23 protein-coding genes and 1 pseudogene are annotated in these 23,426 nt (G+C 36.0%); 21 read left to right on the top strand and 3 right to left on the bottom strand.

Translation table 11 applies throughout. The features are described 5' to 3' along the window. The first annotated feature begins 600 nt into the window (after nucleotides 1-600). Nucleotides 601-1,647 (top strand): NAD(P)/FAD-dependent oxidoreductase, encoded by a 1,047-nt coding sequence (locus tag ACH2AZ_RS07235; RefSeq protein WP_394907292.1) that lies wholly within the window; start codon nucleotides 601-603, stop codon nucleotides 1,645-1,647. Here ACH2AZ_RS07235 and ACH2AZ_RS07230 read toward each other — a convergent pair. Further along, nucleotides 1,613-2,014, bottom strand: coding sequence for a DUF983 domain-containing protein (locus ACH2AZ_RS07230; protein WP_147861068.1), 402 nt, complete (start codon nucleotides 2,012-2,014; stop codon nucleotides 1,613-1,615). The genes ACH2AZ_RS07235 and ACH2AZ_RS07230 overlap by 35 nt on opposite strands. Nucleotides 2,015-2,081: 67 nt before the next feature. Between ACH2AZ_RS07230 and ACH2AZ_RS07225 the strand changes: the two genes are divergently transcribed. Together ACH2AZ_RS07225 and ACH2AZ_RS07220 are read left to right on the top strand one after the other, a co-directional pair. Then, nucleotides 2,082-4,007: an ABC-F family ATP-binding cassette domain-containing protein gene (locus ACH2AZ_RS07225; RefSeq protein WP_394907291.1), complete on the top strand. Its 1,926-nt coding sequence runs from the start codon at nucleotides 2,082-2,084 to the stop codon at nucleotides 4,005-4,007. A 10-nt stretch (nucleotides 4,008-4,017) separates the two neighbouring features. Beyond that, nucleotides 4,018-4,197: a CPXCG motif-containing cysteine-rich protein gene (locus ACH2AZ_RS07220; protein ID WP_394907290.1), complete on the top strand. Its 180-nt coding sequence runs from the start codon at nucleotides 4,018-4,020 to the stop codon at nucleotides 4,195-4,197. A 42-nt stretch (nucleotides 4,198-4,239) separates the two neighbouring features. On the opposite strand, the gene ACH2AZ_RS07215 is transcribed toward ACH2AZ_RS07220, so the two are convergent. Together ACH2AZ_RS07215 and ACH2AZ_RS07210 are read right to left on the bottom strand one after the other, a co-directional pair. After that, nucleotides 4,240-4,401 carry a DUF1328 domain-containing protein gene (locus tag ACH2AZ_RS07215; protein ID WP_379048150.1) on the bottom strand — a complete coding sequence of 54 codons (162 nt, stop codon included), beginning with the start codon at nucleotides 4,399-4,401 and terminating at the stop codon, nucleotides 4,240-4,242. A gap of 1,563 nt (nucleotides 4,402-5,964) precedes the next feature. Then, the gene (locus tag ACH2AZ_RS07210; RefSeq protein ID WP_394907289.1) at nucleotides 5,965-6,360 is read right to left on the bottom strand and encodes an HU family DNA-binding protein; all 396 of its coding nucleotides are present in this window, start codon (nucleotides 6,358-6,360) and stop codon (nucleotides 5,965-5,967) included. Nucleotides 6,361-7,715: 1,355 nt separating this feature from the next. Between ACH2AZ_RS07210 and wecC the strand changes: the two genes are divergently transcribed. From wecC to ACH2AZ_RS07120, 18 genes and pseudogenes are all read left to right on the top strand, one after another. Then, complete coding sequence (gene wecC, locus ACH2AZ_RS07205; protein WP_394907288.1) at nucleotides 7,716-8,924, top strand: UDP-N-acetyl-D-mannosamine dehydrogenase; 1,209 nt, start codon at nucleotides 7,716-7,718, stop codon at nucleotides 8,922-8,924. 14 nt (nucleotides 8,925-8,938) lie between these two features. Further along, nucleotides 8,939-10,459, top strand: a complete 1,521-nt coding sequence (locus ACH2AZ_RS07200; RefSeq protein WP_394907287.1) for a lipopolysaccharide biosynthesis protein — start codon at nucleotides 8,939-8,941, stop codon at nucleotides 10,457-10,459. 17 nt (nucleotides 10,460-10,476) lie between these two features. Beyond that, entirely contained in the window at nucleotides 10,477-11,469 is a 993-nt protein-coding gene (locus ACH2AZ_RS07195; protein WP_394907286.1) for a glycosyltransferase family 2 protein, read from the top strand. A 5-nt stretch (nucleotides 11,470-11,474) separates the two neighbouring features. After that, nucleotides 11,475-12,524 (top strand): polysaccharide pyruvyl transferase family protein, encoded by a 1,050-nt coding sequence (locus ACH2AZ_RS07190; RefSeq protein WP_394907285.1) that lies wholly within the window; start codon nucleotides 11,475-11,477, stop codon nucleotides 12,522-12,524. Between the two features lies 1 nt (nucleotide 12,525). After that, nucleotides 12,526-13,632, top strand: coding sequence for a glycosyltransferase (locus ACH2AZ_RS07185; RefSeq protein ID WP_394907284.1), 1,107 nt, complete (start codon nucleotides 12,526-12,528; stop codon nucleotides 13,630-13,632). Next, a complete protein-coding gene (locus ACH2AZ_RS07180) occupies nucleotides 13,625-14,713 on the top strand; it encodes an EpsG family protein (RefSeq protein WP_394907283.1) in 1,089 nt (362 codons plus the stop codon). Before ACH2AZ_RS07185 ends, ACH2AZ_RS07180 begins: the two co-directional genes overlap by 8 nt. Further along, entirely contained in the window at nucleotides 14,710-15,615 is a 906-nt protein-coding gene (locus ACH2AZ_RS07175) for a glycosyltransferase family A protein (protein ID WP_394907282.1), read from the top strand. Before ACH2AZ_RS07180 ends, ACH2AZ_RS07175 begins: the two co-directional genes overlap by 4 nt. Then, nucleotides 15,612-16,943, top strand: a complete 1,332-nt coding sequence (locus ACH2AZ_RS07170; RefSeq protein WP_394907281.1) for a polysaccharide pyruvyl transferase family protein — start codon at nucleotides 15,612-15,614, stop codon at nucleotides 16,941-16,943. Before ACH2AZ_RS07175 ends, ACH2AZ_RS07170 begins: the two co-directional genes overlap by 4 nt. Next, complete coding sequence (locus tag ACH2AZ_RS07165; RefSeq protein WP_394907280.1) at nucleotides 16,943-18,112, top strand: glycosyltransferase family 4 protein; 1,170 nt, start codon at nucleotides 16,943-16,945, stop codon at nucleotides 18,110-18,112. Before ACH2AZ_RS07170 ends, ACH2AZ_RS07165 begins: the two co-directional genes overlap by 1 nt. 32 nt (nucleotides 18,113-18,144) lie before the next feature. After that, nucleotides 18,145-18,309 carry a four helix bundle protein gene (locus tag ACH2AZ_RS07160; protein ID WP_394907279.1) on the top strand — a complete coding sequence of 55 codons (165 nt, stop codon included), beginning with the start codon at nucleotides 18,145-18,147 and terminating at the stop codon, nucleotides 18,307-18,309. Nucleotides 18,310-18,321: 12 nt separating this feature from the next. Then, nucleotides 18,322-18,585, top strand: a complete 264-nt coding sequence (locus tag ACH2AZ_RS07155) for a GIY-YIG nuclease family protein (protein ID WP_394907278.1) — start codon at nucleotides 18,322-18,324, stop codon at nucleotides 18,583-18,585. Nucleotides 18,586-18,600: 15 nt separating this feature from the next. Then, nucleotides 18,601-18,672, top strand: a pseudogene (locus tag ACH2AZ_RS07150) (four helix bundle protein); the annotation flags it as partial. 137 nt (nucleotides 18,673-18,809) lie between these two features. Then, entirely contained in the window at nucleotides 18,810-19,472 is a 663-nt protein-coding gene (locus ACH2AZ_RS07145; RefSeq protein WP_394907277.1) for a sugar transferase, read from the top strand. Then, a complete protein-coding gene (locus ACH2AZ_RS07140) occupies nucleotides 19,453-20,016 on the top strand; it encodes a GNAT family N-acetyltransferase (RefSeq protein ID WP_394907276.1) in 564 nt (187 codons plus the stop codon). Before ACH2AZ_RS07145 ends, ACH2AZ_RS07140 begins: the two co-directional genes overlap by 20 nt. Further along, a complete protein-coding gene (locus ACH2AZ_RS07135) occupies nucleotides 20,006-21,034 on the top strand; it encodes a hypothetical protein (protein ID WP_394907275.1) in 1,029 nt (342 codons plus the stop codon). The genes ACH2AZ_RS07140 and ACH2AZ_RS07135 overlap by 11 nt, the downstream gene beginning before the upstream one ends. Next, nucleotides 21,027-22,070 (top strand): GNAT family N-acetyltransferase, encoded by a 1,044-nt coding sequence (locus ACH2AZ_RS07130; protein WP_394907274.1) that lies wholly within the window; start codon nucleotides 21,027-21,029, stop codon nucleotides 22,068-22,070. The genes ACH2AZ_RS07135 and ACH2AZ_RS07130 overlap by 8 nt, the downstream gene beginning before the upstream one ends. Before the next feature lie 198 nt (nucleotides 22,071-22,268). Then, on the top strand, nucleotides 22,269-22,862 hold the full coding sequence (locus ACH2AZ_RS07125; RefSeq protein ID WP_394907273.1) for an acetyltransferase: 594 nt from the start codon (nucleotides 22,269-22,271) through the stop codon (nucleotides 22,860-22,862). Further along, nucleotides 22,859-23,101 carry a hypothetical protein gene (locus ACH2AZ_RS07120; RefSeq protein ID WP_394907272.1) on the top strand — a complete coding sequence of 81 codons (243 nt, stop codon included), beginning with the start codon at nucleotides 22,859-22,861 and terminating at the stop codon, nucleotides 23,099-23,101. The genes ACH2AZ_RS07125 and ACH2AZ_RS07120 overlap by 4 nt, the downstream gene beginning before the upstream one ends. The last annotated feature ends 325 nt before the right edge of the window (nucleotides 23,102-23,426 follow it).

The following is a 23,426-nucleotide window of genomic DNA, read 5'->3' as shown; positions in this document are numbered from 1 at the left end:
TTTTGAATTAGGCTGCTGGTGGGTAAAATAATTCTAAAACCTGCCTTGTCAGTTCGAGTTTCGCATTTTTGGTGGTAAACCAAAAATGCGAAGTATCGAGAACAAGTCGAAAAGTAGCGAATTTATTCATTGTTTCATAACCTACTTTCTTACAATTCATCAATCTTTCTATGTCCTAATTTTCATTTTCTTTACGGTGTATTCCTCTCGCTGCGCTCGTCGGATACAGGAGAAAACGAAACAAAAGAAAGTACACTTTTTCTGAGGTATTTTTCAGGCAAGCTGAAAACCACTTGTATTTTGCTAAATTGGCTCCAAGGCTTCACCAATTCTTCACGCAAAACACAAGTTATACTGAAGAAAAAGATTGCAAAGCTCTGCTTTGAAACGCTTTTTGACGTGGGCTGCTGGATATTGTTAATTCTGAATCTACGTGAATAAAAAAAGCACTGCCAATTTTACGCGCTATTTTAGTTAGGCCGTGTTTAATAAATATAAACCTGCTTGTTGTTTTTATATTCTTTGAATCAAAAAACTATTAACAAAATCCCTGATTAATAAGAACGCATAATAATCAAGACAAAATCCTACCTTTGTCCTATGAAAAAAGTAAACTACCTCATTGTAGGCTACGGCCTGGCAGGTTTTGCCGTACATCAAGCGCTTAAAGAAGCAAAGCGGTCGTTTCACGTAATCGATGCAGCTAAAAATCCGGCTTCCTTGGTGGCTGGCGGACTCGTAAATCCGATTGTATTAAAGAAATTCAATATGAGTTGGAAAGGGGAGTACTGGTATGAGCAGGCAATTAAAGTGTACCAGTCTTTCGAACCGAATCCGTTTACTCCTATGCCGTTCTTGAGGCCTTTTAAAAATAAACAAGAGCAAAACGATTGGTTTATGGCTTGTGAACGCCCAAAAGCCAAAGCTTTTCTGGCTAGTGAGTTGGTCAAAATCTTGCCTAACAGTCTACAAGCGGAACACCAAGCGGGCCAAACCCAAGGCACGGGTTTATTGAATATCGCTCAGTTACTCCAAAATCAAAAAAATGAATTGCAGCAACAAAAGGCTTATACGGCTGCCAGCTTCGATTACCAGCAGTTAGCAATCCGCGAAGACGGAGTGCAATATGCTAATATAAAAGCCGATAAACTGGTGTTTTGTGAAGGGGCACAAATCAAGAACAATCCCTATTTCAAAGATTTACCTATTGTACCCAATAAGGGCGAGTATTTGATTATCCATTCTCCGCAATTGCAATTAGAGCAAGTGGTAAAGGCCGGGTATTTTATCATTCCCTTAGGCGATAATCGCTATAAAGTGGGGGCTACTTATGCGCGTAAATTTGAAGATGAGCAACCCAGCGCATCCGCAAAAAGCGAAATCATAAAAAAGCTAAAGCAAATTATAAACTGCGATTTTAAGGTTGTCGATCAGCTGGCAGGCGTACGTCCTACATTGGGCGACCGAAAACCCGTTATGGGTAGGCATCAAAAGCACGAGCAATTGTATGTGCTCAATGGTTTTGGCAGCCGTGGAATTTTGTACGCACCCGAAATGGGACGTATGTTAGTGGCCTATAGCGAAAAACAACAGCCCCTACCTAGCGAATTGGCTATTGAGCGTTTTTATGCTTCTCGACAGCCTTAGGGTCATAGCTTAAAAAGAAATTGATCCAAATATTGCGCGACCAACGCATAATAATCGGCATCAGGACAATTAGCGTACCTATTATCACGTAAAAACTGGTCATCAGGCTGCTGCCGATAAACACATAGCTGATGATAAAAGCAGCTACAGAAAAGGCTACTCCCAAAGCATAACTCACATACATGGCACCATAAAAAAACGAAGGCTCTATTTTGTATTTAGTTCCGCAGTGCCCACAATGCTCCTGCATTTCAAAAACCTTGTTTAAATGATAGGGGTTACTATCTTTATACATACTTTCTTCTTGGCACACCGGGCAGGTACCCGTGAATATGCTGTACAGCTTCGATCCTTTTAGAAATTTCATAGCTTTCTTTTTTTGCACTACAAAATTAGTCATCTTTGCCATAATTAAGGTTACAAAGGTTACACAAATGCTAAATATCCATCAATTAAGTGTCAGTTTTCAGGGGGAATACCTATTTGAGTCCATTTCCTATCGTTTAAATGCCGGCGATCGCGTGGGTCTAGTCGGTAAAAACGGAGCTGGGAAATCGACTATGCTCAAAGTTTTGGCTGGCGATTTAGAACCCAGTGAGGGCCAACTGGCTAAAACCAAAGATTTACAAATCGGTTTCTTGCGACAGGATATAGATTTTGAGGCGGGACGCAGTGTACTTGAAGAGGCCTACCAGGCGTTTACTAAAATCAAAGCCCTAGAGCGCCAACAGGAAGAAATCAACCACCAATTGGCTACACGCACCGATTATGAGAGCGAAGAATATCACGAGCTGATGGTGGCGGTGAACGACGTGCAGCAGCAATACGAAATGCTAGGCGGTTACAATTACCAAGGCGATACCGAAAGAGTGTTGCAGGGGCTGGGCTTTAGCCGAAGCGATTTCGATAAACCTACCGAAAGCTTTAGTGGAGGTTGGCGTATGCGTATAGAACTGGCTAAATTGCTTTTGCAGAACAACGATGTGTTGCTATTGGATGAGCCGACCAACCACTTGGATATCGAAAGCATTTTGTGGTTAGAAGACTTTTTAAAAACCACTAGCGGATGCGTGGTGATTGTTTCGCACGATAAGATGTTCTTAGATAATGTGACCAACCGTACCATCGAAATCAGTTTAGGCAGTATCTACGATTATAACAAGCCTTACACCCAATACCTTAAACTACGCGCCGAACGCAAAGAGCAGCAGTTGGCAGCACAAAAAAATCAGCAAAAGGAAATCGAGCAAACCGAAAAACTGATCGAAAAGTTTAGAGCCAAAGCCTCCAAAGCTTCTATGGCGCAGTCGCTTATCAAGAAACTCGACAAAATCGATCGGATTGAAGTAGATCAAGACGACCATAGTGTGATGAACCTGCAGTTTCCGGTATCGGTAAATCCGGGTAAAATCATTTTAGAAGCCAAGCAATTGGGCAAGTCTTATGGCGATAATCAAGTTTTTAAAGACTTCTCAATGATTGTAGAGCGCAATAGTAAAACGGCTTTTGTAGGCCAAAACGGTCAGGGAAAATCCACTTTAGCCAAAATCATTGTGGGAGAAATCGATTATGAGGGCGAACTCAAACTGGGACACAATGTGCAAATCGGTTACTTTGCCCAGAACCAAGCCGAATACCTAGATGGTGATATTAGCGTACACCAAACTATGATCGATGCGGCCAACGAGAAAAACCGCACCCGCGTACGCGATATTCTAGGAGCCTTTTTGTTTCGTGGTGATGATATCGAAAAAAAGGTAAAGGTACTTTCGGGTGGAGAGCGTAACCGTTTGGCTTTAGCCAAAATGTTGTTGCAACCGCTCAATGTGCTGGTAATGGATGAGCCGACCAACCACTTGGATATACAATCGAAACAGGTGCTTAAAGAAGCGCTGATTCAATTTGAAGGTACGCTGATTGTAATTTCGCACGATAGAGATTTCTTGCAAGGACTCACCCAGCGAGTATTGGAGTTTAAAGACCATCAGATCAAAGAATATTTGGGCGATATAGACGATTATTTGGCTGAACGTAAGGTAGAAAACCTTCGTGAAGTAGAAAAGAAAAGTCAGCCCGAGAAAAAATCCGCGCAAGCGGTAGCCTCAAAAGAAAAATTAAGCTATGCTGAGCAAAAGCAATTAAAGTCATTACAAAATAAATTGAGTAATATAGAATCTAAGATCAACCAATTGGAGCGGGAGATCAAAGAAGACGATGTGGCTTTAGCAACCGATTATGACCAAACCGTGGCAGATACGCAGTTTTTTGACCGGTATGAAAAAAAGAAAAAACGCTTGCAAGCTTTGATGAACGATTGGGAAGCGGTGCAACTAGAAATAGACGAAAAACAAGGCGATTAACACCTAAGTAATGGAAGAACATTTTTTTCAATGTCCGTATTGTTGGGAAGAAATCAGTATGTTGGTAGACCCTTCACAGAGTCAGACTTATATTGAAGATTGTGAGATCTGCTGCAACCCTATAGAATTATCGGTTAGCTGTGAAAATCAGCAGGTAGTGCAACTCAATGCCCGTAGTATCGAGCAATAAAAGGGATGCCAATAGAATACTATTAGCACCCGATATGATTTATTATTTACGCAATAGGCGCATCACCAGCGAAATTACTAGCAGTACTATAAATATATAGAAGATGATTTGGGCAATATCAGCAGCTCCTTCGGCAATACCTCCAAAACCTAGAACAGCCGCAACTAAGGCGATAATTAAAAAAATAACAATCCAACGTATCATAATATTCAGTTTTTAGTTTGTGTTAATTGATTTACAGATTAAAAAAAATTGACGTCATTGCTTTAATCTTTGACTAAAGTACAAATACAATACTTGCGTTATTCTTAATAAATTCTTATTTGGGCTGCTTTTAACAAAATAAGCTAACACTTGTTAAAAGTCGTTAAGACTTTGTAATCAGGCTTTTATAACCTACCTTGTCATGTCGAGTTTCGGATTTTTGGGCGATAGAACAAAAATGCGAAGTATCGAGGTGGAGTCGAAAAGTAGTGAGTACTTTTATAGTTTCAATCCATTCACTTCTCGATACAACGCAGCAAGTCCAACTACGGCATTAAAAATGCCTGTTGGCTAAGCAGCGCCACTCGAAGTGACAGGGCGTTTAAAACCTGCCTTGTCACACCGAGTGGGAGTTTTTGCCGATAGGCAAATACCCTTGTATCGAGGTGCAGTCGAAAAGTAACGAGTTTATTTTCTTTTTCATAACCTACTTTTTTACAAAACATAGATATTTCTATGTCCTAATTTTCATTTTCTTTACTTGTATAAAGAAAACGAAACAAAAGAAAGTACACTTTTTCTGAGGTATTTTTCAGGCAAGCTGAAAACCACTTGTATTTTGCTAAATTGGCTCCAAGGCTTCGCCAATTCTTCACGCAAAACACAAGTTATACTGAAGAAAAAGATTGCAAAGCTCTGCTTTGAAACGCTTTTTGATGTGGGCTGCTGGATATTAGTAACTCTACTTATTATTTTTTAAATAAAAACCCGAATAGTTTCAGAAATAGCGAGTGACAAGCGGAAGTGCGTTTCGCGATAGCGAAAAAGAGCATGCAGCGATAAGGAACGAGAGATGCTTAAAGCTGAAGGATTCAGCTTTAAGCAATTTCCTCAACTATTCTTGATTTTTTGGTTCGTTTTTGATCAAGCAAAAATGAACAGAAAGAATTTGTAGCATTTGGTTTGAAGTTGGATTTTGATTGGGAGTGAGGGGTGTAGTTTCATTCACTTCTCGATACAACCCAGCAAGTCCAACTACGGCATTAAAAATGCCTGTTGGCTAGGCTGGCCCACTCGAAGTAATCCCGAATACTCGGGACTCCCAAAAGGTCGCACTAATTCGGTTTAAAACCTGCCGTTTCACCTACGGTTTTGTTGATTTTTGGAGGTAAAAACCGACATTTCGAGAGAAGAGCAACTGTATTTCATCGGTTGAATTTGTTTTTTATCCTGCTTTTTTGGGGTGTTTGCTAGCGTTTTAGTGCTTTTTTGAGCAAAAACAGTCGGTTTTTTAGGGTTTTGAGGCCGTTTTGGGCTTGAAAAAGCTTGTTTTGGAGGGTGAAAATGTAAAAAAAATTGAAAGAAGTGGTTTTTAAAAATCATGCTGAAGGTTCATGCAAATCATCAGCATGATTTTTTAATTCTTCAGCATGTTTTTCATGAATCATGCGCATGATTTGCATGAATCATGCTGATGAAATTTGGCTTTTTTGACCAAATAAACCGCTTGATCCAAGCTGGACCAAGCGGTTTATTCAACTTCCGCTTGCTGCGGTGAGCGCTTTATTCGGTTAGACTGAAGTCCATACTGTTAATGCGCTTTTTCACATGTTTGCTGGGACGGTAGTTTAAAGCTATACGCTTGATATTGCTTAAACTTACGTCTTCGGCTAAAACACTACCGGTTGAGCCTACGCCAATTTGAAAATTGCCCAAGCGTCCTAATTCTACAATACGCCCTTGCTCTAACTCATCGAGCATATTATGTACAAAAGCGTGTAAAACGGCTAAGCAATCGGGTTCACGCACGGTTGACTGATTGGAAATTAGATACGCAAGTCGGTCAAGATCACAGGTACCAGTGCTTACGGCCTGTAGATAATACAGCGGCGCAGCCGTTGGATCTTGAGGGTTCTTACGTGTTCTAATTTTTAATTTTGCGAGTATATTTTTACTCATAATAAAATGTGTTTTAATTAAAATACACCTTTTGCGGTCGGGAGAGCGCTTACCGTTGGTAAGCTGTGGTGGCAGCAAAGGTCGAAACTGCTTCTTACTCGGTCTCTCGGTGGTTGTTCTAAAGCTAAGTCATCCTATTTCTTTTTTATTTACTTAGCGCTAAACTAGAGACTTAAGCAAAGAATACCGGTTTAAATTTTACGAGTTTAAAGCAGAATTCATTGAGTTTTAAACAGAATTTTATGCGTCTACCCGAAAATCTTCCGAGTTTACTCGCAAGATTCCCTACTGACTGGTATTCAGGTGATTATAAAGCAATGTCTGAATGGACCAAAGGAGTGAAATAGCGCTATAAATCAATCAAGAACAAGTAAAAATGTTTTATATAGGCTTGAAGAAACTGTTCTTACTTAGAATTAGGCTAAAGAATAAGGCCGAGTTTGGATTGTATTTCTATTTATTCTTTTGGTGAAAAAACCTGCCTTGTCACGCTGAGTGCGGGTTTTGGCGATAGGCAAACACCCGTGTATCGAAGCCCCGAATACTCGGGACTCCCAAAAGGTCACACTAAGTACGTAGTAGTATAAAACCAAGCCTTGTCATACCGAGTGGGAGTTTTTGACGATAGGCAAAAACTCTTGTATCGAGGTAAAGTCGAAAAGTAGTGAGTTTATTTTCTTTTTCAAAACCTACATCCTAACAATTCATCAATCTTACTATGTCCTAATTTTCATTTTCTTTACGGTGTATTCCTCTCGCTGCGCTCGTCGGATACAGGAGAAAACGAAACAAAAGAAAGTACACTTTTTCTGAGGTATTTTTCAGCTTTGCTGAAAACCACTTGTATTTTGCTAAATTGGCTCCAAGGCTTTCCCGAATACTCGGGACTCCCTAAGGGTCGCGCTAAGTAGATAGCAGTATATAATTTATCTTTAATTCTATTGTCCTGCCTAATGTCTACGCAAAACACAAGTTATACTGAAGAAAAAGATTACAAAGCCCTGCTTTGAATCGCTTTTTTACGTGGGCTGCTGGATATTACTCTTCTTATCTGTTGCAATGTAAACTAATGGAACTGCACTGCCAATTTTACGCGCTATTTTCGATAGGCCGATTTAAAATGGTATGCCTATTTATTCTTTTATAAAATAGCCACGCCTTGTCACACCGAGTTTCGGATTTTTGGGCGATAGAACAAAAATGCGAAGTATCGAGGTGCAGTCGAAAAGTTAGGGATTTATTTTCAATTAAAAACCTAATCACTACCGTTAAACAGAAAAGCCGAAAAAACACTTTCGATTTCCTTTAAACCTACTATCTTAGCAGCCTGAAAATAAACCAAAAACACCCTATTTGTGAAACCTGCTGTAACCACAATCGGTTTGGGCTATATCGGCCTGCCTACCTCGGCTTTGATCGCTCAAAATCAAATCCCCGTATGGGGCGTGGATATCAATCCCAAGGTGGTAGAAACCCTCAACCAAGGGAAAATACATATTGTAGAACCTAGCTTGCAAGAGGTGCTAGAACAGGCAGTGCACAGCGGCTATTTTAAAGCCGGTACCCAAGCTCAAGCAGCCGATACCTACCTCGTTGTGGTGCCTACGCCTTTTAAAGGGAATCACGAACCCGATATCTCATATGTAGAAGCAGCTACCCGTAGTATTATTCCGCTGCTTAAACCGGGCGACTTGTATATCATCGAGTCCACTTCACCGGTGGGAACAACCGAAAAAATGCAGCAGCTCATCATCGCCGAGCGTCCCGAACTGGCGCAGAGCCTACATATCGCTTACTGTCCCGAACGCGTACTGCCGGGCAATGTGATGCACGAGTTGGTACACAACGACCGCGTGATTGGTGGGGTAGATGAGGCGAGTACCCAAAAAGCCATGGCTTTTTATCGGCAGTTTGTGAAAGGAGACTTGCATGCGACCAACGCACGTACGGCCGAAATGTGTAAACTCACCGAAAATGCTAGCCGCGATGTGCAAATCGCTTTTGCTAATGAGCTTTCGCTGATTTGTGATAAAGCCGATATCAACGTGTGGGAACTCATACAACTGGCCAATAAACACCCTAGGGTGAATATTTTGCAACCCGGCTGTGGGGTAGGCGGACACTGTATTGCCGTAGACCCGTATTTTATTACCTCCGAGTTTCCTATGGAATCGCAAATCATAGGCAAAGCCCGGGAGATCAACAATTATAAAAGCTTCTGGTGTGCCCAGCAAATCAAACAAGCCAAGCACGACTTTCAGCTAAAGCACGGGCGTCAACCGGCCATCGCTTTAATGGGACTGGCGTTTAAACCTAATATAGACGACCTGCGGGAGTCACCGGCCAAGTACATTGTACAAAAGGTATTGCAAGAAGCCCAAGACGAAACCTACTTTATTGTAGAACCCAATATAAAAGACCACCAGGTATTTAAAATAACCGACTACCAAACGGCTGCCCAACAAGCCGATATCGTCGCCCTACTGGTGGCACATCAAGAATTTAAAAACCTAAACCTTAACCCCCAACAAGTGGTATTGGATTTTTGTGGGGTGAGGGAGTAAGGAGTTTTATAGATTTGATAAATACTAGAACCATCGCACATAATACTTTCTTCTTGTATGTAAGAATGATTCTGGTATTGGGGGTATCACTTTATACTTCGAGAATTATTCTGCAACAATTAGGGATAGAAGACTTTGGTATTTTTAATCTCATTGCAGGGGTGGTAATTATGTTTACTTTCCTAAACAACGCTATGAATAGCACTATTCAACGATTTTTTAATGTTGAATTAGCTAAGAATAAAAATGGAACTCTTAGTAAGTTGTTTAGTGCAAGTTTACAAATCCAATTTCTATTAATTATATTATTTCTGGTTTTAGCCGAGAGTATAGGACTTTGGTTTTTAAACTATAAATTAAATATACCAGCTTCTAGAATTAAAGCCGCAAACTATGTTTATCAATTTACCCTACTTATAACAGTTTTAAATTTTTTAAAAATACCGTTTAACGCAATGATAATTGCTTATGAACGGATGAGGTTTTTCGCCATTTTAAGTGTAATCGAGGTTGTTTTAAAACTAGCCTTGGTGTTTTCTCTCTCTTATTTTGGTGCAGACAAGCTTATAATGTATGCCGTTTTACTCTGTTTTTTAGCAGGATTAATACTTTTATTTAATTATAAATATGCCAAGCGAAACTTTAACGAAGATGTTCTTTTTTACTTTCAAAAAGATAAAAATTTATGGAGGGAAATGGCATCATTTTCGGGTTGGAGTTTGTTTGGTAATGTAGCTTTATTGTCATCTAATCAGGGAGTTGCTATAGTTTTGAATTTGTTTTTGGGTGTTTTTATAAACGCCACGATGGGTATCGCTAATCAAATTAATGCTGCCCTGTTTACTTTTATATCTAACCTTCAAATTGCATTTAAACCTCAGGCTATCCAGTCCTATGCAAGCGGAAATATTCAAGCTCATATTAATTTTCTTTTTCAAACCTCTAAAGTTTCTTACTTTCTACTTTTAGTTCTGGTGTTACCATTATTGATGAATATGGAACAAGTGCTCAATATTTGGCTAGGAGTAGTGCCTGAATATGCGATTGAATTTAGTAAATTGATTTTAGTTTTTGCTTTGATTGATGCCTTGGCTGGACCTTTTTGGATGTCTGCAAATGCTATCGGAAATATTAAAAATTATCAAATTGTAATAGGGGTTATTCTTTTATTAAATTTACCTTTTGCCTATTTAATATTGTATTTAGATTATAGTCCTGTATATGTTATGCTAGTCAAGGTGGTTTTGAATTTTTTGGGATATATTTATCGAATTAAATATGTTCTGAACAAAACGGGTGTTTTACCCCAAAAGCACAATCTTTATTACGGGACCATATTGATTATCTCGATAATAGCATGTTTGCTATACATTTTAAAGAATCAATATTTTACTCAGGATAGTGATTATGCAGTACTTGTATTTTCTAGTGCAGCCAGTGTATTGGTATTAAGTACAGCTATCTGGTTTTTTGGGTTTACAAAAACGGAAAAAAACAGCCTAATAACATTAGGGAAAAAACTTATAAATCGTTAATAATTATCATTTCAAAAGTGCCTAAAGTTTCAATAATCCTTCCTTGTTATAATGTAGAAAAATACGTTGCTAAAAGTATTCAGTCTGTTCTAGATCAAAGTTTTAAAGATTTTGAATTGTTGATTATAATTGATGGTTCCCCAGATAACAGCAAAGGCATTGCCGAGAGTTTTGACGATTCGCGGATCCAAATATTTGAGAAAACAAATGGAGGGCTTTCAGATGCGCGTAATTATGGTATGGAAAGGGCCAAGGGAGAATTTATCTACTTTATGGATAGTGATGATTGGATTGAACCTGATTTGTTAAAAGATGGTATATCTTTTTTGGAATATAAGAAAATCAACCTTGTGATTTTTGGCTATACCCAAGATAATGAAGATATTAATGGAGGTATTTTGAATTCTTTTGATGTGTTGCCAAACACCGATATTATAAGAAAATCACAATCCAATCTTGAACTAAACGCCAATATTTTAGGTTTATTAGGTTATGCATGGAATAAAATGTATAGGAGAGACTTTTTAACCTCTAATAATATTATTTTCGAAAAAGGTACATCTTTGATTGAAGATATTTTATTTAATACGCAGCTATATCATAAGCTGGATGAGATTCATTTTTTAAATAAGGCATACTATCATTATCTTAACCGCCCTAGCGCTACCTTAATTAAGCAATATCACTCTGAATCCTTCGCATTAAAATTAAGACGAAATTACGTACTTCAAGATTTATTTAGAGAATGGAATTTTAAAAATAGCAAAGCTATTCTTGCTAAAAGCCATATCAGCGGTATAAGGTATTGTATACATAATATGTTCTATTATCAAAATAATTTAACTTTCCTAGAAAAAAAGAATCTTATTAAAGAAATGCTTTATCACTCCTTTACGAAAGAAAATATAACTAATTTTGACCCCAAAAACAAGAAAGATTTAGTTATTAAATTTCTTATAAAGTATAAACAAGCATATTTACTTGCTCTTTTATCCCGGTTAATAAAATAATTATGTTGAAAAAATTAGTAAACTTCAGAATTAAATACCGTATTCGCTTATTTTTTCAAAAATTTAAGCCGCTTGATTATTTTAAGGGGACGCAACTTTCAGAAAATAAAAAGTATGCTTTTATTTTCTTAGCTGCAGATTACGGTAATCTGGGTGATGTAGCGATAACTTACGCCCAAACAAAATTTTTAAGGGAAAATTTAAGAGCTGATTTTAAAGTAGTTGAAATTCCCATCAGTCAAAGTCTAGAAGGTTTACATTTTGTTAAACAGAACATTAAACCTGGTGATATAGTAACAAGTGTAGGTGGTGGAAATTTAGGAGATCTATACGATCAAATTGAGTTTATTCGCCAGCTAGCCGTAAGTTTTTTTCCAAAAAATAGATTTATTTCATTTCCTCAAACCTTTGATTTCGGTGAAAATAAAAGAGGGCAGGAGGCATTGAAAGTAGCAAAAGAGGTCTACAACAAGCATCCCGATTTACACTTCATTGCTAGGGAGAAAACTTCTTCTGCACTAATGAAAAAACATTTTAGCGAAGCCAATGTAATGTTGACACCAGACATTGTCATCAGCTTAAATAAAGAACACCCTAAAATGACTAGGGAAGGTGCTGTAATTTGCATGCGTAGCGATAAAGAGAAAAATTTAAATACTGAACAATCTAATTTTATTTTAAATAGTATTAAGGAGAGGTTTACTCAGGTTACTTTTTATGATACGCATATAAAACGAAATAAGTTAAGTGTTAAAGAAAGAGAGTTAGAATTAAATAAGATATGGGATGCCTTTAAGGGCGCAGAGCTAGTGGTTACCGATCGCTTACATGGAATGATTTTTTGCTATATTACCAATACACCGTGCTTGGTTTTTCAGAATAACAATCATAAAGTGAGAGAGACTTATGATTGGATTAAAGAAAATAAGAACATCAATTTAATTGATTCATTTTCTGAGAGTGCAATAATAGATTTTTTAGCGCAACATAACTTCGATGTAGGTGTTATTTCCGATTTATCACATAAATACCAACCAATAAAGGAAGTTTTATAGTATGCAACGTATTCTGCACATTACTGGTAGTATGGATCGTGGCGGAGCTGAGACTATGATCATGAATTTGTATAGGAATATAGATAGAAGTAAATTTCAATTTGATTTTATTTTTTTTACAACGAAGGAAAGTGATTATGAGAAAGAAATTTTAAAATATGGGGGTAAGATACATCGCATTTTAGCCTCCAATCCCATTCAACAGTTCAGGCAACTCGTTACCTTTTTTAAGTTAAATAGAGGGTATAAAATTGTGCATAGTCATACTTTATTGAATAGCGGGCTCAATCTTTTTGCAGCCAAATTGGCTGGTGTCCCTAATCGCATCGCTCATGCGCATAGTATAAGAAATGGTGATAACACTGGTTTACGACATAAAATTTATGAGGCTTCCATGTTGTTTTTAATAGCCAATTTTGCTAACTACCGTATTGGATGCAGTCGAAGTGCGGCAAAGTATTTATTCAAAACCAATGAGAAAATATTATACCTGCCAAATGCTGTTGATGTTAAAGCGTTTTTAGCTATAAAAAAGAAAGAAATTACTAATAATACATCTGACTCAAAATTAAATATACTTCAAGTGGGACGTCTTGAGGAAGTTAAAAACTATGCCTTTTCATTGGCACTTGCCAAACAACTAAAGAAAGAAGGTTTTGATTTCACTATGAACTTTGCTGGAAAAGGAAGCTTGAAGAATGAAATACAAGAAAATATTATTAATTATAACCTTGGTAATGAGGTAAAACTATTAGGTTTACGTACCGATATACCAGAACTAATGGTAAAAGCCGATGTCTTAATTATGCCTTCTCTTTTTGAAGGCTTGCCAGTTAGTTTAATTGAAGCGCAAGCGATTGGGTTACCTGCAATAATTTCTAATACTGTAACTGATGAAGTAGATCTCGGGCTGGAATTAATAAATAGATTACCTATAACAGGAGACAAATCATTAAACCTGTGGGTAGAGAAATGTCTAGAAGTGAAAAATAAGGATAACAGCTACACAGACGATGAAAGATTAATAAAAATTGAAAAGACCGGTTACGATATAGAGGCAAGTGCTAAGCTTTTAAGTGACCTTTACTTAAGTTTTTCTCATGTTTGATTTTATACCCATACAGCAATATACACCGTTGTATTATCACTTGATGTTCGTAAATGTACTTTTGGTTTTATTGCATCTTTTTTCGTTTGGTTATAATAATAGAAGAAATATCATTTTTTTAAAATACTTTGGTATTTTTAATTTGATGTTTGTTTTGCTTTATATGGGTTTGAGGCCTAATCATGCTGTCTTCGTAGATATGCGTGGATATGGATTTAATTTTACAAAATATCAACATGGGAACTTCGTACGATTAGAAAAAGGTTCGGATTACTTATTTGAATTATTTACATTAATTTGTTCACAGATTACAAATTTAACGGGTTATTTTTTTATTTGTACCCTTATCTATGTTTACCCGCTCTATAAACTTTCTAAGAAATGGTTTGGTAATTACTGGTTTTACGCATTTTTGATGCTTATTGTTTCGTTTTCATTTTGGAGTTACGGCACAAATGGTATAAGAAACGGTTTAGCTAGTGCTATCTTCATTTTCGCTTTAACTAGAAACAAATTTTGGCACCAAATTTTGTTTTTAATCATAGCGATAGGTTTTCATAAATCTATGTTACTACCTACGTTTGGTTATCTATTTGCTTACTCTAAAATTACGAGTAGGAAACTATTGTACTTTTGGGTTTTATGTATACCTCTTTCGCTTGTTGGGGGTAATTTTTTTGAAAACTTGTTCGCAAATTTAGGTTTCGATGAAAGATTGAGTTATTTGACAGATGATCGTTTTGATCAACTTTTTAGCAGTAGTGGTTTTCGTTGGGATTTTTTGTTTTACAGTGCCATACCTGTAATTGTTGGGTGGTATTTTTTAATTAGAAAAAAATGGCAGAATCAGCAATTTGAAAAATTATATAAGACCTACCTTGTCGCAAATGGCGTTTGGATTCTTATCATTGAAGCTAGTTTCTCTAATCGATTTGCATATTTATCTTGGTTTCTAATGGGAGTTATTGTCATCTATCCTATTCTAAAGTACTCAATGGATAACGCTGTAAGGTCAAAGCTAATAGCGCATATTATATTACTATATTTTTTATTTACCTATACTTTAAATGTAATTTTATGAGTTTGATTACCGTATTCACGCCAACCTTTAATAGAGCTCACTTATTGCCTCAACTTTATGCCAGCTTGTGTGAGCAAACCCTAAAAAACTTCACTTGGCTTATTATAGATGACGGCTCAACGGATGATACTTTTAACCTTGTAAAAAAATGGAAAACTGAAAGTAAAATTAATATTGATTACCATTCACAAGAAAATCAAGGTATGGTTGCGGCTCACAATACTGCTCATCATCTCATGAATACTCCGCTTTGTGTTTGTATAGATTCCGACGACTATATGCCTCTTGATGCAATTGAAAAAATAAGTATATTATGGCACAAATACGGGTCAGATAATTGTGCTGGTTTAATTGGCTTGGATCAATATCCTAATGGCGAAATTGTTGGCGATAAATTTCCGAATGATAATTGGAATTGTAAGTTCTCCGATCTCGAAGCAAATGCAATATATGGGGATAAAAAGTTTGTTCATAATAGATCAGTATTTAATAAATATTTACCCTATCCAAAATTTGAGGGTGAAAAGTTTCCCATTACAAGTTTTTTATATTTCTATATCGAGCAAGACCATAGGTATTTGGCATTTAACGAAGTGCTTTGTGTAGTAGAATATCAAGAAGATGGTTTGTCAAACAATTTGATAAATCAGTATAAGCAAAGTCCGAAATCATTCGCACATTATCGTAAAACAAGAATGAAATTTGCATTAAATTTTAAAATGAAGTTTAAAAACGCCATTCATTATGTTTCCTCCATGTTGATGGCCAGAAATTATAGATTGTTTAAAGAAAACCCTGCTAAGTTAACCACATTTTTTGCTATACCCTTTGGGGTTCTATTAAAGCTATACCTAACTGCCACCAAAAAGACGAGTATAAATACTAAACTAAATAAAAAATGAAAGCAATAATTGTTCCAGGTGTTAGTGACCTAAATAAAGGAGATCAAGCTCTGGTATGGGAAAGTCATAGACTTGTAAAAGACACTGGTCTTTACAATGAAATATTCATTCTTAACTCTGGGGATAATGAAGAAGAGAAAAATCTTTTATGCTCACAATCAAAGGAGCACGGTTATGAAATGATTGAAAACATACTTCAGCACCCGCGAAGAGGTAGACATAAGAGTGACGAGCATGTTCGGGAATCAAAAATTGAATTAGCAAAACAAGTTAAAAATGCGAGTTTAGATTTCTTAAACACGAAATTTCTTATTTCTATTGCTAATGATCTATCGCTGGTTAAAAAGCTTTTTTCAAAAAAGGTATACAGTACGATAAAAGAGTTTTCTGAAGCAGATGCTGTTTTTGTAAAAGGAGGTGGCTTCATTCATGCTTATGGTGAGAAAACTGCTCCATATTTAATGTGGTACTTCCTTTTTTATGTGCGCTTAGCGCAAAAAATGAATAAGAAAGTTGTGTTCTTACCTAATTCATTTGGTCCTTTTAAAGGTTTAACTGTAGCAAAACAAGTACGTTCTGTTTTTAACAAGTTAGATTTGATTTATGCAAGAGAAAATGTTTCAGCAGAAAGTCTGGGTGAATTGTTGAATAAAAAAATACCTGTGGAAATGGATTTAGGCTTCTTTTTACAGAAAGGAAGTCAAGTTGAAGCTCTTAAAATTTTAAAGAAATATAATTTATCAGTTGAAGATAAGATAGTTGGAATTACAATTCGACCATGGAGATTCCCGGGCTTAAATAATCCAGAAGAATTATATGAAAATTATATTAAATCTGTTGCTGACCTGGTTAAGAGTATCTCAGAAAAGGGATATAAAGTCGCATTATGCAATCAATCACTTGGGCCAAATTCACATGAAGATGATAGAAATGCAATTTTAGATTTACTCGAAAAATTTAATCATCCAAATGTCGTTTGGATAAATGAGAATCTGTCTTGTGATGTACTTAAAGCAGTTTATTCAAATTTTTATTTTTACGTGGGAACCCGCTTTCATTCTATAATTTTCTCTTTAACTTCTAAAGTTCCATCAATTGCAATAGGTTATGGAGGAAATAAAGCAAAAGGAATAATGAATGATTTTGGATTAGATAAATACGTAATTCAAATTCAAGACGTCACTACCGTGAATTTAATTGAACTTTTTGATGATGCGATTGAGAATTATGATAATATTACAGATTCTTTATCTAATTTCATAAATATAGTAAATGAAAGTAGAGAAAGAATAATTTCTGATATTAAAGGCTTATACCCTTATAAATAATGAAACCTAAACTCATCCGCACCGCTACTGTACCTATATCTCTTGATAAATTACTTGAGGGTCAGTTGCATTTTTTGTCTTCATACTTTGAGATTGTGGGTGTTTCGTCACCGCCACTGGATTTATTGCAAAAAATAGAACGCAGAGAAGGCGTTGTGGTAAAAGCTGTTCGCATGCAGCGAGGTATCAGTCCACTTAAAGATTTAATAGCTTTATGGAAATTGATTAGGCTGTTTCGTAAAGAAAAGCCACAAATAGTTCACTCTATTACTCCTAAAGCAGGCTTGCTATCTATGTTAGCGGCAAGGATTGCGGGCGTGCCATTCCGTTTGCATACGTTTACTGGTCTAATTTTTCCCACGCAGGCAGGAGCAATGCAGAAGTTATTAATACAAATGGACCGTCTTTTATGTAGAGCTGCAACCCATGTTTATCCAGAGGGAGAAGGAGTTAAACAAGATTTAATAGACTATAAAATTACAACCAAACCTTTGAAAGTACTGGCTAATGGAAGCGTTTGTGGCATCAATACCCAGCACTTTTCTCCACAGCAAGTCACCAGCATAAAAAAACAAGCTTTACGGAAGAAATACGGCATAGCACAAGAAGATTTTGTTTTTGTTTTTGTTGGGCGCTTAGTAGGCGATAAAGGAATTAACGAATTAGTAGATGCATTTAAAAACCTATGTCCTCTCGAGCGGAGTCGAGAGATAAAATTGTTATTAGTAGGACCATTCGAAACAGAATTAGATCCTCTACAACAATCAACACTTCACGAAATAGAAACAAACCCGGCTATCATTTCAGTAGGTTATCAAGAAGATGTACGATCTTTTTTTGCAATTAGTGATGCCTTAGCATTTCCCAGTTATCGCGAAGGCTTCCCCAATGTAGTTTTACAAGCCGGTGCAATGGATTTACCAAGTATAGTGACGGATATAAACGGGAGCAACGAAATCATCAAAAACCAAGAAAACGGACTTATCATTCCACCAAAAAATACAGAAGCTTTGCAAAACGCCATGTTGCAAATAATGAACGATAGAACCCTCTATACCCATCTACAAAAAAATGCAAGACCAATGATTTGTAAAAGGTATGAGCAAAAGTTGGTTTGGGAGGCGCTGTTGGAGGAATATGAGGGGTTGGTGGAGATAAGTAACGTGTAGTGAGTAGTTAGTAAACCAGTCAACCAGTAAATATGAAGACACATAAAGATTTAGATGTTTGGAAGAATAGCATTAATTTTGTTACTCGACTTTATCAAAAGACTCAACATTTCTTTTCTACTGAACGTTATGGATTAACTTCTCAATTAAGAAAAAGTGCTGTTTCTGTTCCGTCGAACTCTTCACCTGTGAAATAAATTCAAATCATTATGGAAAATTTTTTCTATGTTTATATTCTGGAAAGCGAACTTGAAGGTAAAAACTATACTGGTTATACGAAAGATTTGAATTTACGATTAAGTGAGCACAATAAAGGTTCCGTAGTATCAACAAAAAATCGCAGACCTTTAAAGCTAATTTATTTTGAAGCTTGTTTATCTCAAAAAGATGCGTTAAAAAGAGAGAAATATCTCAAAGCATATTATGGTAAAATGTTTCTAAAAAAAAGACTTAAATCGTATTTCACAGGTTAAACAGAGGGTTATTCCAGAAAAGGAGTTAAAGAACGAAATCATTTTCTATATATAGCTTTAGGTAGTAATTCGGAATTAGAAACGTAACTGATTATTGCTGAAAACCTTAATTTTTTGTCTGAAGCAATAGCTACGGAATTAAAAAAGGAGAATCAGAAAATAGGAAAGCAGTTAGTAAACTTGATTAAATATTTTGAAAACCAAAACCAGTCAACCAGTAAAACATGTATAAAAACGCAATCAAACCCCTTCTTGACTTCCTCGCCGCCTTAGTGGGTTTGCTAATTCTGAGTCCGATTTTTATCGTGGTAACACTTGCTTTAGCGCTTGCGAACAATGGAAAACCATTTTTCGTACAGAAGCGGCCTGGAAAGAACGAGCGAATTTTTAGCATTATCAAATTTAAAACGATGAACGATAAACGCGATGCGGGAGGTAAGTTATTACCCGATGCAGAACGTCTTACCCGAATTGGGAAATTTGTACGAAAAACTTCATTAGATGAAATTCCCCAACTGCTAAATGTTTTAAAAGGCGATATGAGTTTGGTAGGACCGCGACCTTTGTTGCCAGAATATTTAGAAATTTATTCGCCTAAACAGAAATTAAGGCATGATGTTAAGCCAGGAATCACAGGTTTAGCTCAAGTTAAAGGTAGAAATTTGTTGAAGTTTAGTGAACGATTGAAAAACGACGTAATATATGTTAACAATTTATCTTTTGTATTAGACCTAAAAATTTTAATTTGGACAATTAAAACAATTTTTTTTAAATCAAATGATATTGTCTTAGGACAAACGGTTGATGAAGTTGACGATATAGGTTTGAGTAGAAATTTAAGTTCTAATCATTTTAAAAATAAAACTAATGAATATAAAAGGAAATAAGGTGTTGCTTCGGGCAATTGAAAAAGAAGATTTAACGTTGATTCATAAATGGTCAAATGATCCTAATATTAATTATATGTTGGGGGGGTGGCATTTTCCATCTAGTATGAAAGATCAGGAAAAGTGGTTTGAATCTTTATCTCTAAATTCTAATAACCAAAGATTTGCGATTGAGACAAACGACTTAGGACTAATAGGTATGTCCAATCTTGTTGATATTGATTGGAAAAATAAGAATGCTTTTCACGGTATGTTGCTTGGTGATATTGACATTAGAGGCAAGGGTTATGGTGTCGATTCTATCATGGCAATGAATAGATATGCCTTTGAAGAGTTAGGATTAATGAGGTTGAATGGTTCTATGATTTCTTATAATGAAGCCTCTATTGGAGTTTACACAAAAAAATGTGGCTGGGTAGTCGAAGGAGTTAAAAAAAATCATTATTTTAGGAAAAATCAATGGTGGGATCAGGTTGTTGTAGGTATTACGAGAGAAGGCTATAACAAGCTGATTGACAAAACAGACTACTGGAATGATAAGTAAAGAATTTGGTTCAGATTTTCATTACTATCAAAGTAATGTAATTAATGCTGAGTATTCTATATTTAATGAAGAGCACCTTTCTTTATTTTTATCTGGCAGAGCTGCGCTTTATAATTTACTAAATTATGGTATAGAAAAATTTGGGTGGTGTAAGGTTGGTTTTCCTTCTTATTACTGTCACGAGGTAGTGGATTTTTGCAGAAATCTTCCGATAGAAGTTGATTATTATAATTACAATCCTTTTATACATAGAAGCTTAGACTGGGAAGACGACGAAAAATCAGTTTTTATTAGCGTAAACTTTTTTGGTATTTCAAAGTTAGATACGTCTTTTTTAAAAAAATCTATCATCATTGAAGACATTACACATAATCTATTGAGCTTTAAAACATCTAGCGCTAATTATTGTTTTGGTTCACTACGTAAACAATTGCCGTTGCCCGCCGGTGGGTTTTGCTATGATCCTAATAAAGACTTGAGTGTAGACCTTGAAGTAGATAACCTTTCAGATAAAATCGTTTTACAAAAGCTTACAGCAATGCTTTTAAAATCAAAATTTCTTAAAGATGAAAATATTGAAAAAAAAATGTTTAGGAGCTTATATATTGAATCTGAAAAATTATTTGAATTAATTAAACCGGATAGTGCTATTCCCGATATATTAAAGAAAATGATTTTTCAATTTAACTACAAAAATTTGCTTGAGAAAACACAATCTAACATACAACTTGCTAAAAGAAAATGGCGGTCTAATAGGAAGGTTAAATTGCTTTCCTCTAATCAAAATTCTGAAATGGGTTTACTGTTGTTATGTGATAACCATAAAACCAGAGAATCTTTGAAAGGGTTTTTAATAGATAGCAATATCTATCCCGCAATATTATGGCCAAACCAAAAAACTAAAAAAGATAGATTTTTTGAGCAAAAAATGTTATTTATACATTCCGATTTTAGATACGATAATGAAGATGTTCGTTTTATAATTAAACAATTAAATTTTTTTACAGCAAATGTTTGATTTCGAAATTATTGAAGTAAATAATCCAATATGGAATGAATATATAAATGGATGCGTAAATTATGATTTTTACCATACGGCTTGTTACCATAAAATTGAACAAAAGCAAAATGAAAAATCGATTCTAATTGTCGTTAGGTCATTTGATGAATATATTTGCTTACCATTAATTGTTAGCCCAATTCCCTCTACGAATTATTTTGATGCCAATTCAGTTTATGGTTATGGAGGTCCTATAGCTTCAAAAGATTTTAGTAAGCTTTCTGAAAGGATAATTACTTTTTTTAAAAAATGCTTTTTAAACTACTGTCGTGAAAACAAAATAATCTCGGTATTTTCAAGATTACATCCTTATATAAATAATTTTGAATTTTTTAATGGTTTTGGAGTAGTAAGAAACCTCAATAAAGTCGTAGGGATTAATTTAAAAGCAGATCCGACTATTCAAAGACGCCAATATGGGAAATCGACTAAGAATCAAATTAATCAATTAAAGAAGAAAAAAAGGTATGAGGTTAAAGTCATTAGAAATAATGATAATTTCATTGAAAACTTCGTGGAAATATATCACGAAACAATGGATAGAGTGAAAGCGGCTAAGAGCTACTATTTCGATTTTGAGTATTTCCATAATTTTTTGAATAATGAGTGCTTTAATTCTGTTTTACTGATGGGTTTTAAAGAAGGAGAACCTGCCGTGGGTGGTATATTTACTTATACAAATACTATCATGCAATATCACTTATCAGGCACAAAAAATATTTTTATGCGTGATCATCCCATGAAATTGATTATAAATGAGGCTCGCTTATTAGGCAATGATTTGAATTTAAATTATCTGAATTTAGGCGGTGGCGTTGGTGGTAGCGATGAAGATTCGTTATTTCGTTTTAAATCCGGTTTTTCCAAAGATTTTCATCAATTTAAAGTTTGGAATTTGATAGTTAATGAGGAAGTTTATAATAGTTTAGTAGCAGAGAAAAATCTAAAACCGGAAGATTATCCGAATTTTTTTCCGTTATATAGGGCTAAATAGGTTACTAAAATGCATATTTGAAGGAGGTGGGTTATAGTTGCTCTCGAATTATGAATTAACTAACTCTGTAAAAAAAGGTATATTGTGTAATCTAACATTATGGTAGATAGTGACTAGTAAACCAATATTTCTTACGCAAGAAAAATCCAAATTAACTAAATAACAACTGAATTATTTGATTAATACGCGGGTTTCTCAATGTTCGGCCACAGCAAGGTGATTTTAGATCTGCTTTATGCGCAACAGCAGAGGCAATTGGGGTATTTACTGGATGATAATACAAGCATCACTTCCCATATGGGACTTCCTGTACATAGCCCAAGTCCAGAACGTTTAAAAGCGCATCCGCTTATTTTGGGAATTGGAGATAATGAAACCCGCAGACGATTGAGTCAGACTTTAGCAGTTGATTATGCGGCAGCGCTTATACATCCCAGTGCCATTTGCTCTCCCAGTTGCCAAATAGGGGAAGGCACGGTAGTGATGCCCGCTGCGGTGATCAATGCCGATACGCATATCGGTCGGCACGCCATCATCAATACCGCTGCGGTAATTGAGCACGACTGTCGTTTAGGCGATTTTGTTCATGTTTCACCCAATGCGGCTTTGGCCGGAGGTGTTGAGGTAGGTTCGGGAACGCATATCGGTATAGGGGCGCAGGTGATACAAGGCATAAGCATCGGCAAAAACTGCCGTATTGGAGCCGGAACCGTGATTATTAAAGACGTACCCGATGGGGTAACCCTGGTGGGCAACCCAGGCCGTATCATTAAAAAAGACCACTCCTCATGAAAAATTTTTTATTCCTTTTACTATTTTTAGTCAGTGCCTTAAGTCCGAGTTTTTCGGCGGTCAGTTTACCGGTAAAAGTAGAGCGCATACAGCCTTTTACCGAAGTAGTTTATATTACCAATACCGGTAAGAAGTACCATAAATCCGGTTGTAGATATTTAAAAAGCAGTAAGATTAAAACCACTAAGGCTGAAGCTAAAGCAGCGGGTTATACGGCTTGTAAGGTTTGCAAGCCTTAAAATCTGAGTTTTTTAATCCTTTACTTTTTTAGTTCCAACTAAACCACTTCTCGATACAACCCAGCAAGTCCAACTGCGGCATTAAAAATGCCTGTTGGCTAGGCTGGCCCACTCGAAGTAACAGGGCGTTTAAAACCTGCCTTGTCAGTTCGAGTTTCGGATTTTTGGACGATAGAACAAAAATGTGAAGTATCGAGAACAAGTCGAAAAGTAACGAACTTATTTATATTTTCATAACTTACTTTCTTACAATTCATCAATCTTGCTATGTCCTAATTTTCATTTTCTTTACGGTGTATTCCTCTCGCTGCGCTCGTCGGATACA

The sequence above is a fragment of the uncultured Mesonia sp. genome, assembly GCA_947499595.1.
Taxonomy (GTDB): Bacteria; Bacteroidota; Bacteroidia; order Flavobacteriales; family Flavobacteriaceae; genus Mesonia; species Mesonia sediminis.
This window is presented reverse-complemented; position numbering and strand designations above follow the sequence as displayed.